We start from the raw sequence: 14322 nt of genomic DNA, 5'->3' as shown, positions 1-14322 counted from the left end.
TATTGTTATTGTTGCTTGGGAAAAATGTCTTTTTTTTCTTTTCATTCTTCATATATTATATTAATAAGTGATCATGTCATTGTAAAAAATATGCTGATTTTTGAATTTCCATCGCATTGTCTACCGTTTAATTTATGTAGTAAAACATTTTGGTCGACATATGCCCTGTACGTAATAGTATTTAAATGTCTCTTGCAAAATACTGTTCACGTTATATCTATATCTGGCCATCTTCTCGTAGAGAAACAACTCTCTCCGATCCATAATGCGGTAACTCACATTCTTTATGGTAAAAATGAAAAAAAATATCTCCTTAACGCAAGGAGATTGATTTATCTGTCAATCGTATAGGTTCAGTGCTTATGATCATTCTTTTTATGACCATTATCCAACGTTATGGGAAAAGTCAATGTTTTTACCCTTTAGTTTTCCTTCAATAGTGTACTGTACAATTCTCACAAGTTCATCGCGTCCTATGCTGGAAACTGCAGACAGTATTTTCAAGCGCGGCACACCTGTGGTATTGGATTCTATTACCTCCACAGCTACATCTTTATCAAAGGCTGTCAGATTCACTTTTATCGTATCTGTTTCGGATTCTGCAAATAACTTTATATGCCCTACAAATTCCGGACTTTGTTTGATAACCTCTGACTTTATGCTTTCCATTATTTCCAGGGAAAGCGATCTTGCCAAAGCCGTGTCGATATTTGAGATGGTGTATTCGGTGGCGTAACTGGTTACACCTGAAGCTTCTATTGAATTCATAGTCATTTCAATAGGTAGCCCGGTATCCTTATCGAGCATCTGGATACCCTCATTTGTGGTTTTAAGTTCAGTACCTTTGGAATCCTGTATTATCCCATCAGCTTCCTCACCAAGCGTAAGCCGCACAAAATTGTGCCAGTGCTCATCCTCATATTTAGCCGAAAGCAGGATGACCTTGGCCTTCGGGTTTAATTGCTGGACTGAAGTTTCAATAATTGGTATTCGTATATCTTCCACAAGATCCAGCTTGTTAATACCGAGTATCTCTGCGTCAATAATTTGCCTCATAGCGAAGTTTTTCACTTCTTTCATGAGTTGCTTGAACCTGCTTCCATCGATGAGAGTCACAAGGGGCTGGATGGATACATCAGTAAGGTTCATCAGGTTGATCTCATTTTTGATCACCTGGGGGAACGCGATACCCGTAGGCTCAATCAGCAATATATCCGGAGCATAATCCTTGGCCAACAGGGTAATCGTTGTTTTCATATTGACCTTCAGAGAACAGCAGATACATCCGCTGGTAAGTTCTGTGGTCTGGAGTCCGTATTTGGAGATTACGTCCCCGTCTATGCCTACCTCGCCAATCTCGTTAACTATGATGGCAACTCTCTTGCCTTCATTACTGAATTCTCTTCCCAGTCTTAAGATGGTGGAGGTTTTGCCGCTTCCCAGAAATCCACCAATAACCAATATTTTCATGTTACTTCCTTCTGTTTATTTTCAAAAAGCTGGATTCATTCCGCAATCTCCAGAACTTCCAGATTCTCCCACTTGAATTTATCTTTCGGGCATGCGTTGATACATCTCTTGCAGTTCGCACCGTCGCAGAGATCTGATCTTATCATAACAAGACCTTCATCATCCACGGTGAGGGCATCAGTGGGACAAACTTTTGCGCACTTCTGGCACTCGGGACATTCAACTCTCATGGTAAGATAGGTACCAACTTGCTCAAGCACATCGAGTCCTTCTTCACCAAGAACGGGTATATCTCTCTCCACTCGTTTGTCTACGCTGGTAGTTTTTTCCGGGAGATCAATCAGAGGAAGTCCCTTCTTTTTAAGGAATTTCTTGAGCATCTTGAAAGGCATCCCTTCCGTCCAGTAAGATATTTCCTGTATGTATGCTTCCTTGAAACCAGGGTCAGTTGCAAACATGACGTGATTGCTTACAATTCTTGAAGCTATCTCCTGAAGTTCCCACAACCTGTCTTCCGAGAGAAGTACTTCTTTTGCGACAATCAGTGAAGTGTTACCAATCTGTATGACTTCATCAACATTGAAAGGCACCATGCCTATCTGGTGCGCCTTGACAGCGTCCATATATGTTCCTGCGGCACCTGACATGTACGCTTTCTTAACGTCTGCCATCTGTATGCCTGCAGCGTTGCAAAGTGCAAGGTGTCCGGCACGTATGGCACCGATAGCTAGTCCGGCTTCCTGGACATCACTCTCGAAGAACTTCACCTGGTCCTGAAGATACAATATGTGGTCCGGGGTATTAATCTTCGGAAGTTGTATTACCTCATTTTTAATAGCAGCATCAAGAACTGCAATAACGCCTGTTCCGGTGATTCCCTTTGCACTGATGGTGTGATCTTCTATCACGTCTCCACTCTTAGGGTCAACAAGCTTTCCCTTAACGGTGTTCATTTCGTCATCAAGCACATAATTACGCAGGTAGTTATTCTCGAACTCTACATCGGAGATAACAAATGGAGATGCCAGTTTCCCGTGTTTTATCTGCTGACCTTCCAGTGCAGGGCCTGCTGCAGCGGAGCCTGTGTAAATTGTTCCTTCATGGATCAGTGCCATTTCTGCATTGGTTCCGTAATCAGTAGCTATTGCAGTTTCCTCTGTATCAAGGAAACCGGATTTTATGATAAGGGCAAGTGCATCGGCACCCACTTCGTGCCTGATGGCAGGCGGTACGACAAGCTTGGCATTCGGGTAAACTTCAAGACCGGTAATCTCAGAGCATTCAACGATGCGCGCATCTCTGTTCTCTTCCTTGATGTTTAGTTTTTCTTTTTTCCTTTCCCCGGCGTAAGCAAGATCATCTATGGGAATTCCCTGGAAAATTGAAAGCTGTATAGGATTACCGCAGATCGCCATTCTTTGCAGTTCTTCAGCTTCTATACCTAATGCCTCAATGACTTTTCTCACGGCATTTACATGAAGTCCATGAGCACGCTCAAGACCATATGTGATTGCAAAATCAAGATGGTCCATTACGTTTGCACCTGGAAGTGGATTACGAAGGGTTATGACTGTTTTATGTATTTCCCCGCTGTCAAGGTCGATTTTCTGTGCTCTTATGCCACTGGTTCCTAGATCAATTGCAACTCCTGTTCTCATATGAATCCCTTGAAGTATTTGTTAAAGTTGTAATATTGTATCTAGTTCTAAGTTAAAAATATATGTTATAGTACTGATGTTTTTAAACAGTACTGTTTTAGATGGTTTTACTGCTTACGTAATCACTGAGAACTAACAATACTTTGGCTATTGTAGCGAAGCTTTAATAACTCAAGTACTCTTGATTTACTACTTCCGGCAGCTCAACGTTCAGTTCTGTTACACATTCTCTTTCCTTTTTCCGTGAGAATCAGCTTCTTTCCCGTTATGCTACAATTTTCGACATTTAATGTCTGTGTGCCCCCACATGATCGGCATCCTGAACAAGTTGCGCTAATATCATCACGTATCGTTTTGACATAACCCATATGCTCCATATTACGTATCATTTCTTTCAGGCTTTCGGAACTGATGCCCAGTTCTTGCGCAGTCTCCCCCAGAGAAAGATTTTCAACGTACAGGCACCTTAATATCTCTTTTATCATATTTTCACGGTTTCAATGTGTCATCAATGTCAAAACTATCTTTCCATTTCAAGTAAGCTAATAGCGATATCAGGCCAAGGTATATTTCGGGGCGGATGTCATCGAGTACTGACCATTCTGCAAAGGCCTCGTTTTGTAGAAGATAGGCCTCGAGGATGTTTCCAAATGCTGCCAGCACATAGATTCCTGCAAATATGAGTGACAGGAGTATGCCTACATACACGTAAGCAATCCCTTCCTCCTTACCTGAATGTATTTCTACAAATCCGTAAGTGAATACACAGCCTATCAGTATGAGAACTAATCCTCCTATCGCATCCGGGGGGATAAATAGCATTTCTGTAATTGCTTTTCCAAGGCTTCCAGGTCCGGTAATGCCTAATAGCGTATTTGAAGATCCTGCGATAAGTTGCGCAAGCCCGAAAAAAATATAAGAGGCTCCCATAAACAGGGTGAACAACATTTTTCGTCTGCTGTCCTTTTTCATTTTCTCACCTCAATAGCCAAGTAGTTTTCCTCCCTGATATACTATGAAAGCAATTATCCAGGCAACAGTAATTCCATACACAAATGCGAAAATTGTCCATTTCCAGGACCCGGTTTCCTTTCGTATAACTCCCAGGGTGGCTATGCAGGGCATGTACAGCAAACTGAAAACCATGAGGCTAAGTGAACTCAGGGCTGTGATGGCGGGGTCGGCAAGCAGGCTCTGCGTCAAAGCTTCCTGGCTGTCACCTACTCCGTAAAGTACTCCCATAGATGCCACAACGATCTCTTTTGCTACAAATCCGAATATAAGTGAAACCGTAATCTTCCAGTCAAATCCAAGAGGCTCCATAAGAGGCTCGAAAAAGTGCCCTATCATTCCCACGTAACTTTCCTCACTTCCGTACTCTACTCCCCATGGGAATGATGCAAGCAGCCAGATGACCACTACGCCCAACAAAATGATCGTTCCTGCCTTCTTAATGTACATGGCGCCGTTGTCCCACATATGGACCAAACTGGTTTTAAGTGTAGGCACGCGGTATGGGGGCATTTCCATGATAAAGGGAGCAGGTTTTCCTTTGATAATTGTGGATCTTAAAATTTTTGCCGATAGTATCGCTACTCCTATCCCGAGCACATACATAAGGAAAACAACAGTTCCTGCCTGCCTTCCAAAGAATGTCCCCGCAAGAAGAATATATATGGGCAACCTGGCCCCGCAGGATACGAAAGGAAGCACAAGTATGGTGATCAGCCTGTCCTTTTCATCTTCTATGCTGCGGGTTGCCATGATTGCCGGAACATTGCAGCCAAATCCCATGAGCATGGGTATGAAGGATTTTCCGTGCATTCCTATCTTATACATGAGCCTGTCCATGATGAAAGCGGCTCTTGCAAGGTATCCGCTACCTTCCAGAAGAGAAAGCAGGAAGAATAATATAAATATGTTCGGGACGAACGTCAGCACAGCCCCAACTCCTCCGATGATGCCGTCGCCTATGAGGGATGCCAGCCATTCAGTTTCAATTGTGGATGTCACAGTGGCTGCCAGCCAGGAGAATGCCATTTCGATCATGCTCATGAACGGAGCTGCGAAAGCAAAGGTGAGCTCAAAAGCGCCCCACATCAGGGCCAGGAAAATAGGTATTCCGAGGTACTTATTGGTAAGCACCCTGTCTATCATGTCTGATTTAGTTAATTTAACGTTGCATCTGGTGCACAACTGGGGAAAGATTGCGTTGATTGCCACATACCGCTTGTCTGCGACTTCTGCCTCGTACTCTTCCTGATCGATGGATGCCAGCAGTTCATTGATAGCCCCGGATGCGGGACTGTTCATCATCTTCTCCGTTACGTTCATATCGCCTTCAAGTAAGCGAATACTCATCCAACGCAGGGGATATTTTTCTCCCAGATGCGGATCTGTGCTGAGTATCTTTTCGATCTCAAGTATCATCCCCTCTATCTCATCCCCGTAGCCAATTTCATGGCCGTGGTATTGTTCATTGTTTTTTTCTTCAATGACCTTATCCAGCAACTTTTCAATACCGATATTACGGCTTGCCACAGTCCTGACAACAGGGGCTGCAAGTATTTCTTCCATCTTGTCGAGGTATAGCTTGTCCCCTCTTTTCAGAGCAAGATCGCACATGTTCAGAGCAATGATCATCTCTGTTTCAAGTTCCATCAACTGCGTTGTAAGATAGAGGTTTCTTTCCAGGTTAGAGGCATCTACAATCTGGATTACAATATCGGGTTTTTCTTCAATGATAAAGTCTCTTGCAACGATCTCATCCATAGAATAGGCTGTCAGGCTATATGTTCCCGGCAAATCGATGATCTCTATTTCATAACCCTTGTATATTCTGGTACCACTTTTTTTCTCAACAGTGACGCCAGGCCAGTTACCGACATGTTGCCTTGAGCCGGTAATCGCATTAAAAAGAGTTGTTTTTCCTACATTGGGGTTACCGGCAAGGGCGACTCTGATCTTGTTGTTTTCCATTATGTCCTCTATATTGTGTTTATGAAAAGGCTCAAAAATCAGATCCTAAAAGAAAGTGAAGATTTATTCTTTTTTGTGAACAAAGATCTGTCTCGCTTCATCTTTTCTTATTGAAAGGTTGTATCCCTTTATCCTGAATTCTATAGGATCGCCAAGTGGTGCTTTTCTAATGAGCTCGACTTCCGAGCCTGCAACCATTCCCATATCAAATAGTTTTCTTCTGGCAGGCCCTTTCACACGCACCTTTGTAATTTTAGCCAGATCGCCAGGCTTTAGGGTATCAAGTGTGATCTCTAACATTTAAGCTAATTCCTCGAATCATCATTTCCATCCCTGCTTCTGACTTAGCGTAATCGCACTTTTATTATTTAGCGATTTCGCGATAGCTAATTAGTTTGCGTATGCAAACAACAAAGGATTCCACAATATCTGTTTTTCAAATCTGTATCCAATCAAAAAATGCTATTGTTCCAGACGGGATTCAGTTTGACTTTGCATTTTTTCCGTGTATGGGACATGTATCTTTTGCTGCAGGTGTGCATTCGATATATTCGCCAGTAGCATAAAAATGTCTGAAGTGTTCAAGCCAGTATGGCCATTCTTCCCTTTTGTCGATAAATTCTACGAATTTTGTAAGGACTTCAAAAGTTTCAGGGGCAAGAACATGCTCTATCTTGCATGCATCCTGATCGGCAGTCTCTTCATCAACTCCCAGTATCAGCAGGAAATCCCTTATGACGCTATGTTTTTCCATAGTGCATTTGGCAATTCTTTCACCTTCAGGAGTCAGTGTGACACCGCCGTATTTCTCATAATTGATATACCCGAGCTTGGTTAGTTTTTTGAACATGCCAGTTACACTGGGAGAACTAAGTTCCAACTCCCTTGAGACATCTTTTACCTGAGCATAGCCTTTTCTTTCTACTATCTTTTCGATCGCTTTCAGGTAGTCTTCAGTTCTTTCACTTGTCATTGTTTCTCACTTGCAGAGTTGTATTATGCTAAATGCACCTTCAATATTGTTCGGCACAAAGCTATTTTCTTCGATAAGTCCTTTATGTGCTAAATTGGTATGAACAAAACCCTATATAAACTTTACTGAGTTTTACTACATTTTGTAGCTTAGACTAAAATATTTAAGTTCAAGTTCGTTTATAAATTGTTATTTTTTGTAATTTAACCACAAGACTTCGATGCGATTCCAGATTTTATGTCAAGGTTACTTATGAATCAAACTTTTAAGAGAATACACATAAAATAATTTATATATTATTATGCATAAATATCCTTACAGATAAAATTTAGTAATATCTATGTAAAATTTCTTCTCTGCACTAGTTATCTGAATTAATTAAAACGCTGAATCACTGTGGAAGATGGTATACGATGAAAAAAACCTTGCATGATATAGTATTCACATCTAACTTAGCACAAGATACTCTTTTATTGTTGAACGATGGTCCGAAAGATATTGAATCAATCCTATCAACTCTAAAGACAAACAGGCAGGCATTATTTCCTCAAATCAGGCTTCTGAAGGAAAAAAACATCATCTATCATGAAGGTGATAGTTGCGGACTAACAGCTTTTGGGAAAATAATCGTTAATAAGATGGTGCCTTTATTGAGTACATTTGATTTATTGGAAGACCTGAGTGATTACAAGCTGGATTTCATTCCCCCGCACCTTCTGAAAAGAGTAGGTGAAATAGGCCCATGTAATGTCATTGACCCTTCTCTTCCTGAGATATGTGAGTTAGACAAAGAGTTTCATAGGAAGTCAGAAGAATCAAGGTCAGTTATTTCCATCACTACATTTTTGTTTCCTAATTTCAGCGATATATTTGCAGCTTATACTGAAAAAGGGGTACATGTGTCGATCGTTATCTCTGATATACTTCACGATAAACTCAAGTGCAGCAACTATAATGAATATAAAAAACTGCTAGATAATGAAATTACTGAAATTTATGTTCATGAGGCTCCCCTAGGCCTGGTATCTTTCACTCAAAATGACTACAGTATCCTATTAAGATTGCTATCGGGCACAGAATACTCAAACTATGACTACAAACGTATCCTGTTCCAAAGGCCAGCTTCTCTTGCATGGGGTAGGGATTTATTCGATCACTACAAAAAGAAGTCTCTGCAAGTCACTGATATTTGATCTTTTTTTGCTTGAATTGCTTCATTTGCCTGAAATAAAGTATGCCTTTATTCTGTCCATGCCTTCTTTTATATTTTCAAGACTGTTTGCGTAGGAGAAGCGCAGGTAACCCTCCGCTCCATCGCCAAAGTCTATTCCCGGTGTTACTGCGACACCTGTATCTTCCAATATCCTTTGGCTGAGTTCAAGGGAATCTTCGCCGAATTTACGGGCATCAGCAAGTATGTAGTATGCACCTTTGGGTTCGCTTTTGACTTCCATGCCTGCCTCAATGATCCTTTTTAAAAGATAGCGGCGTCTTTTGTCATAAGTGGAAACCATTTTCTTTACATTATCCTGAGGACCACGGAGGGCTGCAATTCCTGCATATTGAACAAAGGTATTGGTGGATATGAAAAAGTTCTGCTGCATTTTCTGCAGTGTCCTTATGTGTTTTTTTGGGGTGATTAGGTATCCAAGTCTCCATCCTGTCATTGCATAAAGTTTTGAGAAGCCATTGAGTACGAAAGCGTTTTCTGTGTACTCAAGAATTGTATGATCTTCTCCTTTATACACAAGTCCCTGGTATATCTCATCGGAAATTATTGGTACAGCACCTGCAATATCTGCCAATTCTTCAAGCAATTCCGGAGGCAGTATCTGTCCTGTGGGGTTTGACGGTGAGTTGATGAGTATTGCTTTTGTCTTCTCATTGATCCTTTCTTTTACTGCTTCTGGTTGCAGCATAAATCCATTGTGCCTGTCAGTATAGACAAATTCAGGAATACCGTTCACTGCCTTTACAAAGTTGGGATAACATGCGTAATGCGGATTTGACATTATGACTTCGTCACCGGGATCAATAAGTGCCATGAACAGTAAAAGCATTGCAGGACTAGTGCCTGATGTGATCATCACTTGTTCAGGAGTGATATTTACGTCGAACTTATTTTTGTAATTCTCTACAATAGCCTGCCTTAGTTCAAGCAGACCCTGGCTATGGGTGTATTTAGTGTTCCCGGTACACATAGCTGATGTTGCAGCTTCGCAGATATGTGGTGCAGTAGGAAAATCGGGTTCCCCGATCTCAAGATGGATTATATCTCTGCCTTCTCTCTCAAGTTCCTGTGCTCTTTCCAGTATCTCCATAACATGGAACGGGGGCATGTTAGTCATTTTGTCGGATAGAGTTTTTTTCATTTAATTGCACGGTCCGTAACCTAATCTATAGGTTTAGGTACAAATAAAAATATAAAATTGTTTTCGTTGCGTCCAAATAATGCGTGCAAATCAAAAATTAGTTGGCCATGAACGGCCAACATAATCAAAGGATTTATTTCTTGGCTTTGGCATAAGCAACCATTGCTTCTTTAATACCCCATCTGAATGCGACTACAATTGCAATACCCCATGCGAGAGGTTCTAGCAGGATGTAGAAAATGGTCGTATCGATCAACAAAGCATCAAGGGTAAGCAGTACTACTACCAGCGCAAGGAATCCTCTCAACGCAGATATCCATATATCACTACCCTCAACATCCATGTTCTTCATCATTTCTCCGATGTAGTCTGCAAACAGGTCAATTGCAAGGAGTCCGACTACCAGTATCAGAATTCCTGCAAACAGATTTGGAAGGTAGGCTAATATCTTTCCGACTACTACTGCAATTATCGGCAGGTTAAGTATGTCCAGTGCAGCCAGGATGAATACCAGATATCCAAAGAGTTTCACAACAGCTGCGAGTAACCCTGAGAAAGTAAGACCACTTGTCTTCATCGCGGCCCCGAAAGATGTGCTTTCTATTCTTTCGTCAGCGCCAGATGCAACTGTGACATTTTTTACAAGCCCTGCTATGAAGTCAGTTACCAGTAATCCTATTATCAAGACTACCAGTGCAGCAAGTATAATTGGTATATAGAGAATTATTTCTGTAAGGAAATCCGCAACAATCTCTACATTCAGAAGATCAATGATAATAACTGCAAAAATGATGTATATAAACCATCTTATCGCAGCATCAAAGAATTCCACTACAGTCACGTTTGTTCGTTCGAACATCGTGCCCAATGATGTCTTCAGTATCAGGTCATCAAGCCCGATCCTGTCAAGGAAATTCGCTCCGATTTTTCCCAGAGCTCGACCAGCTATCCACCCAACTATTATGAGAATAATTACTGCCAACAATGTCGGTAAGAAACCGACGGCGTCGTTTGCTATAACGTATACACTACCCGTTAACGATTCTGACATTTTATGCACCCCTTTCTAGTTTATATCAATGATGTTCTGTTCTAGAAACACCACACCCATTTCACAAAAAAAATTTGTTTTTTGTGTTATTTATAGTTATTGTAACCTTCTTTTCTTATGTCTTCTACGAAAAAGACAATACAAATAAAAACGATTTAAGGCTCAATGGATGGGAGTATTTTTCAGGGCTTCAGGAAATGGTTCATTAATTATGTGAATTTATTCAATTCGGAAGACTCTTTTATTTCACAGAATATAAAACTCAAGGAAGAGCATAGCCTGAGGGTTTATGAAAATGCTTCTCTTATTTCCAAATCCGAAAAGCTGGATGAGAGTGAGCAATACCTTGCCATGACCATAGCGCTTTTCCATGATATTGGTCGCTTTGAGCAGTTCCGAAAATATCGCACATTCAAAGATTCGGAATCGGAGAATCATGCTTTATTGGGAGTAAGGATATTGAAATCTGCGAATATACTTTCATTTTTACCTTCGCAGGAGAAAGAAATAATCTACGCTGCTATCTCTTACCATAATCTTAAAGATCTTCCGGAGAACCTTAACAAAAGATGTCTTTTTCATTCCATGCTTGTAAGGGATGCAGATAAACTGGATATATTTAAGATTCTGGACGATTACTATAAAGTAAAGAATACATTTCCTAATCCTGCACTGGAGTCTGAATTGCCTGATATTCCCGAGTATTCACAATATCTGATCAGGGATATTCTCAGCAACAAAATTTCGAGTACTGTGGAGGCAAGAACCTGCAACGACCTGAAGCTTGCAAGGCTTGCGTGGGTGTTCGATATGAATTTCACTGAAACTCTCCGTCTTGTTCTGGAAAAGGGATATATTGATAAAACAATAGCTGAACTCCCGCAGAACAAGGAGATTGATGAAGTGCATGCTCACCTGAAAAATTACATGTACTCTGCGCTTTCCGGTTCAGTTGAGTGATAAGTAGATACGGAAGATGTATGTTGGATGGCCTGTAATATTTCCAGATGATGTTAAGTAACGTTTTCATGGAGCATTCCTATCATGAACTCTAACTTCGGCACAGCGATAAATTCAAAGATAGATCTGATCAATTCCTTGCCTGTTATCAGTGGATACTATCTTGTTCTGGGTGGTGGGAAGATCGGAAATAAGTTTGTTGAATATGCAAAAAAGCACAATTTGCCTTTTATACTTGTGATTGATATTGATTGCGAGGCACCCGCTTCAATGAATGCAGATATATTATCCGATAAGGATAATCTGATTGAAGCTATTAATTCACTGTCTATTCATAAAACAGGATACTATAATTCTAAGTGGGATCAAGAGACTGCAGCTTATGGATCTGATATCTATTTTTACTGTATGGATGTAAAAGATATACCTTCCCTACTGGTTCATGGAATTCCCGAGTACATTGTCCCTGCTATTCCTTCCCATGCGGCTGTTGATATTGTTGTGGATTTTTTGAGATTTGATGGAAACAGGAAAACTGTACAGGAACTTTCTATTGATGAAGAAGATAATGAATCCAGTGAACTTTTCAATAACATGGTTTCTGCTTTCCCTGAAGATATTGTGGCAGGAAAGGTTCCGGAGGATGGTACTATCTTTTTTTCTTATGCAAGACCCGGTAAAATGTGTCCTGATAACTGCAAGGGCCAGGAAGGCTATTGCTACACTTTCGAAAGAGTGAAGCCAAAAACTATTACCAGTTACGTGCGTGAACGTGCCAAAAGACAGGCAGGCTGGGTTTTTGAAAGCTACCAGATGGGACCCGGGATTGGTGGAATACGAGGGATTGATCTTAAGGAAAACTTGATTTTGATCATGAAACATGTGTGCTGTCTTAAAGAAGATTCTTCAGGTTTGAGCAGTGAAGACAGGTATTTTTTTATAGCGACAACATGCAACTGTCATGGTATTCTTAACATGCTGTATGTGGTATAATTAATTGAAAAGTGTGCGTTTTCACACTTCCCAGTAAAAATGATTGCTAGGATGAGTAGAAAAGTTGGCCGGATAAAATTGGTTGGTGTTGGTTGGTGGTACGCTATGAACCCGGCCTATATTTTAATATGCATTGTTAATATAAATATATATCTATATCAAATCTTTATGTGAGATTTTGTATCTGCTTTCAATACTTTTCTTTGAGATAATCCGAATGCTCCTTTTGAATTTTATTGCTACGTACTATACATATATAATTTCATCCTGATGTACATGTTTAAATCTTTTGGATTCGTTTACCTGCCCAATGAATAACGTGAAAACACCCCTTTATCTGGTGAGTGCAGGTCTTGTTATTGTTTTTCTGGTCGCTATTATTTCTTCTATGTGTGGTGTTTTCGGAATCGATTTAGTCCCTGATGATTACTGTGGTGAATCTGGAAAGATCTCTATCCCGGCGTCTATAATCTTCAATGTCGGTTTGACAGGTGTGTTTATGGTCTTTCTGGGATCCGTATGGACTATCAAGGCTTATTTTATTGGAGATTAACGTTTTGTCTCTCTTTTCGAAAATATTTCACAATTTTTGTCCGGGCGAAAAACTGCTAATTGACAATAGTTTCAGCACTAAAATCCAGAATGGCCATTGAGATTAGCATTCAGAAAGCATCAGGTGAAAAATTGAATATATAAAAAAAGGGCTTTTAGCCCTATCTAAAGCCCCTGGAGAGATTCGAACCCTCGGCCTGCTGATTACGAATCAGCCGCTATACCGCTAAGCCACAGAGGCATTGTGAACAACATTATACTTCTATAAGGGGATTTAACAATTTCGCTTATTTGCCTGTTTAGCACATATTTATCTGACTTTCACTTCAATACAGACATTGAGTTGGTGCGGGGCGTAGGAGCGGACTACACGTGCATCTATTAGTTCAATTTCTCTTCCTGCTTTTGATGCTGCTTCTTCGATAAGTTTCAGGGAGCTGTCGAAAAGGTCGTCTTCAGGAGTGATATCATAGTAATGGATTATGGCTCCCTGGGCGCACAGTTTCATGGCAGCGTCGAGAAATTCGTTTGCATTGTGAGGCAGGTTCATAATAACATGATCTGCAACATCAGGGAATTTTTCTACTTCCTGATTGGCGTCGCCTTCTATGGCTTCAACGTTTGTTACTGAGTTAAGTTCAATGTTACGTCGCAGGAACTCAACAGCATCGGGATTTTTGTCCATTGCTATGACTCTTATATCAGGGTTTTTTCTTGCTATCATGATACTGTATGGGCCAACGCCTGCGAACATGTCTGCAACAGTCTGGCCTGCTTTTACCTGTGCAAGTATGCGCGAACGTTCAGTTGCCAGGCGGGGGGTAAAGTATGCTCTCTCAAGGTCAATATAATACTTGCACCCGTATTCCTTGTGGATTGTGGAAGTCCTGTCTTCTCCTGCAATTGCCTTGAACCTGCGGGTCCTGAACTCTCCCTCGACGGGTCCAAGGGCAGCAAGCACCGTTTTCACGTTGATCTTAACTTTCATGATAGCATTTGCCACCTTTTCAGGTTCAAAGACGTCATCTTCGATGAGTGCAATATCCCCTATAACCTCGAAGTGTGGCACATCTTCCAGCAGGTCTTCAAGCTTAAGCTGTCCTTTCTGCTCTTCAAAATCGTGCTCAATTAACTCAAAATCCCCTGTGATTCTTTTAAGGTCTTCTTCCTGTGGTTTTCCTATAAGGGGAAGATACAGAAAATCTCTTTCCGAACATATTCTTGCCGAATTGTCAAGCATGTTCATTTCCAGCAGTTCCCTGCGTATCGGCTCTCCATTTTTCTTCAAAACCTTAATGCAATTTTTTCTCATGT

General features: G+C 40.9%; 14 protein-coding genes and 1 tRNA gene. 4 read left to right on the top strand and 11 right to left on the bottom strand.

Going from position 1 to position 14322, the window contains the following annotated elements:
* Positions 1 to 384 precede the first annotated feature (384 nt).
* From V7O62_RS04950 to V7O62_RS04920, 7 genes are all read right to left on the bottom strand, one after another.
* Positions 385 to 1470, bottom strand: coding sequence for a GTP-binding protein (locus V7O62_RS04950; RefSeq protein WP_406657907.1), 1086 nt, complete (start codon positions 1468 to 1470; stop codon positions 385 to 387).
* Positions 1471 to 1505: 35 nt separating this feature from the next.
* On the bottom strand, positions 1506 to 3128 hold the full coding sequence (locus V7O62_RS04945) for a methylamine methyltransferase corrinoid protein reductive activase (protein WP_406657906.1): 1623 nt from the start codon (positions 3126 to 3128) through the stop codon (positions 1506 to 1508).
* Positions 3129 to 3331: 203 nt separating this feature from the next.
* Positions 3332 to 3613, bottom strand: coding sequence for a FeoC-like transcriptional regulator (locus V7O62_RS04940; protein ID WP_406657905.1), 282 nt, complete (start codon positions 3611 to 3613; stop codon positions 3332 to 3334).
* A gap of 4 nt (positions 3614 to 3617) precedes the next feature.
* A complete protein-coding gene (locus V7O62_RS04935) occupies positions 3618 to 4100 on the bottom strand; it encodes a hypothetical protein (RefSeq protein WP_406657904.1) in 483 nt (160 codons plus the stop codon).
* 9 nt (positions 4101 to 4109) lie between these two features.
* Positions 4110 to 6107: a ferrous iron transport protein B gene (gene feoB, locus V7O62_RS04930; protein WP_406657903.1), complete on the bottom strand. Its 1998-nt coding sequence runs from the start codon at positions 6105 to 6107 to the stop codon at positions 4110 to 4112.
* Between the two features lie 63 nt (positions 6108 to 6170).
* Positions 6171 to 6407, bottom strand: coding sequence for a ferrous iron transport protein A (locus V7O62_RS04925; RefSeq protein WP_406657902.1), 237 nt, complete (start codon positions 6405 to 6407; stop codon positions 6171 to 6173).
* Between the two features lie 181 nt (positions 6408 to 6588).
* Positions 6589 to 7080 carry a metal-dependent transcriptional regulator gene (locus V7O62_RS04920; RefSeq protein WP_406657901.1) on the bottom strand — a complete coding sequence of 164 codons (492 nt, stop codon included), beginning with the start codon at positions 7078 to 7080 and terminating at the stop codon, positions 6589 to 6591.
* Positions 7081 to 7493: 413 nt separating this feature from the next.
* On the opposite strand from V7O62_RS04920, the gene V7O62_RS04915 reads away from it, so the two are divergent.
* Positions 7494 to 8273 carry a helix-turn-helix transcriptional regulator gene (locus tag V7O62_RS04915; RefSeq protein ID WP_406657900.1) on the top strand — a complete coding sequence of 260 codons (780 nt, stop codon included), beginning with the start codon at positions 7494 to 7496 and terminating at the stop codon, positions 8271 to 8273.
* Positions 8274 to 8294: 21 nt separating this feature from the next.
* Here V7O62_RS04915 and V7O62_RS04910 read toward each other — a convergent pair whose 3' ends face one another.
* Both V7O62_RS04910 and V7O62_RS04905 read right to left on the bottom strand, forming a co-directional pair.
* Entirely contained in the window at positions 8295 to 9452 is a 1158-nt protein-coding gene (locus tag V7O62_RS04910) for a pyridoxal phosphate-dependent aminotransferase (protein WP_406657899.1), read from the bottom strand.
* A gap of 133 nt (positions 9453 to 9585) precedes the next feature.
* A complete protein-coding gene (locus V7O62_RS04905; RefSeq protein WP_406657898.1) occupies positions 9586 to 10503 on the bottom strand; it encodes a mechanosensitive ion channel family protein in 918 nt (305 codons plus the stop codon).
* Positions 10504 to 10668: 165 nt separating this feature from the next.
* On the opposite strand from V7O62_RS04905, the gene V7O62_RS04900 reads away from it, so the two are divergent.
* The 3 genes from V7O62_RS04900 (at position 10669) to V7O62_RS04890 (ending at position 13009) form a co-directional block, all read left to right on the top strand.
* Positions 10669 to 11463 (top strand): HD domain-containing protein, encoded by a 795-nt coding sequence (locus tag V7O62_RS04900; RefSeq protein ID WP_406657897.1) that lies wholly within the window; start codon positions 10669 to 10671, stop codon positions 11461 to 11463.
* An 84-nt stretch (positions 11464 to 11547) separates the two neighbouring features.
* Positions 11548 to 12456, top strand: coding sequence for a hypothetical protein (locus V7O62_RS04895; protein WP_406657896.1), 909 nt, complete (start codon positions 11548 to 11550; stop codon positions 12454 to 12456).
* 310 nt (positions 12457 to 12766) lie between these two features.
* The gene (locus V7O62_RS04890) at positions 12767 to 13009 is read left to right on the top strand and encodes a hypothetical protein (protein WP_406657895.1); all 243 of its coding nucleotides are present in this window, start codon (positions 12767 to 12769) and stop codon (positions 13007 to 13009) included.
* Positions 13010 to 13177: 168 nt separating this feature from the next.
* On the opposite strand, the gene V7O62_RS04885 is transcribed toward V7O62_RS04890, so the two are convergent.
* Positions 13178 to 13249: transfer RNA gene (locus V7O62_RS04885), tRNA-Thr, on the bottom strand.
* A 69-nt stretch (positions 13250 to 13318) separates the two neighbouring features.
* Positions 13319 to 14320 carry a class I SAM-dependent methyltransferase gene (locus V7O62_RS04880; RefSeq protein ID WP_406657894.1) on the bottom strand — a complete coding sequence of 334 codons (1002 nt, stop codon included), beginning with the start codon at positions 14318 to 14320 and terminating at the stop codon, positions 13319 to 13321.
* Between the last annotated feature and the right edge of the window lie 2 nt (positions 14321 to 14322).

Origin of the sequence: Methanolobus sp. ZRKC2, assembly GCF_045291185.1 — an archaeon.
Lineage (GTDB): Archaea > Halobacteriota > Methanosarcinia > Methanosarcinales > Methanosarcinaceae > Methanolobus.
The sequence above is the reverse complement of the archived record's forward strand: the minus strand, read 5'-3'. Positions and strand labels throughout refer to the sequence as shown.